Below are 819 nucleotides of genomic sequence, written 5' to 3' on the forward strand. Positions count from 1 at the left end.
ACGGAGGCTGCTTCACTGATAGCTAAGTTACGTACGCCAGGTTGCAAACGTGCCGTGCGTGCTAGAGGGTCTATCTCGAGGATATGCTTAAAACGCGACAGTACTAACAGCACGCCATCAGGATTTGGCATGGCACCGGCACAAAGTCCTGTTCCTGCTCCGCGAGCTACTACTGGGATCTCATAACGATGGCAAATACGCATGACTTCTTGTATCTGCTCGACCGTATCTGGCAACACGACTAATAGCGGCATATCACAATAGACAGACAAGCCATCACACTCAAAAGGCTTTTGGGTTTCCTCATCACTGATTACGTATTCGGGCTCAATAAAATCACGAAACATGCTCGCTAACGTGGCTTTATCAGGTCTTTTACTCTCAATCATAGGGCTCTCCTTAGCTTAGGGTCTGTTGAACACCTAATTTGTTACCCGATTTAATACCCAACCACTGCCGCATCAACGATACGCGGGTCAGAAGAACCATATACACCATTAGGGGTCAACATAATTGATTGGGTTGAGCCCATAGCTGCCTTTGGACTAACCGTATGTCCCATGGATTCTAGTTTTCTAACCGTATCAATATTCAGTGCCTTTTCAGTACGAATCTCATCCGGCAACCATTGATCATGAATACGCGGTGCATGAGTGGCTTCGGCGATATTCATATCGTGATCGATGACGTTGGAGATGATTTGGGTGACGGTAGTAATGATACGGCTACCACCGGGGCTGCCTGTCACGATATATGGTTTACTGTCCTTAAATACTAAGGTTGGACTCATAGAAGATAGCGGACGTTTATTGGCTTCAA

2 protein-coding genes are annotated in these 819 nt (G+C 46.5%); both read right to left on the minus strand.

Features of this window, described 5'->3' with window-relative positions; all coding sequences use genetic code 11:
- On the minus strand, positions 1–389 hold a 389-nt coding region (locus ACS8FD_RS18935; RefSeq protein WP_439276994.1), incomplete at its 3' end, for an FAD-binding protein.
- A 50-nt stretch (positions 390–439) separates the two neighbouring features.
- On the minus strand, positions 440–819 hold a 380-nt coding region (locus tag ACS8FD_RS18940), incomplete at its 5' end, for a gamma-glutamyltransferase (RefSeq protein WP_439276995.1).

The sequence above is a fragment of the Psychrobacter sp. 1U2 genome, from assembly GCF_051847575.1.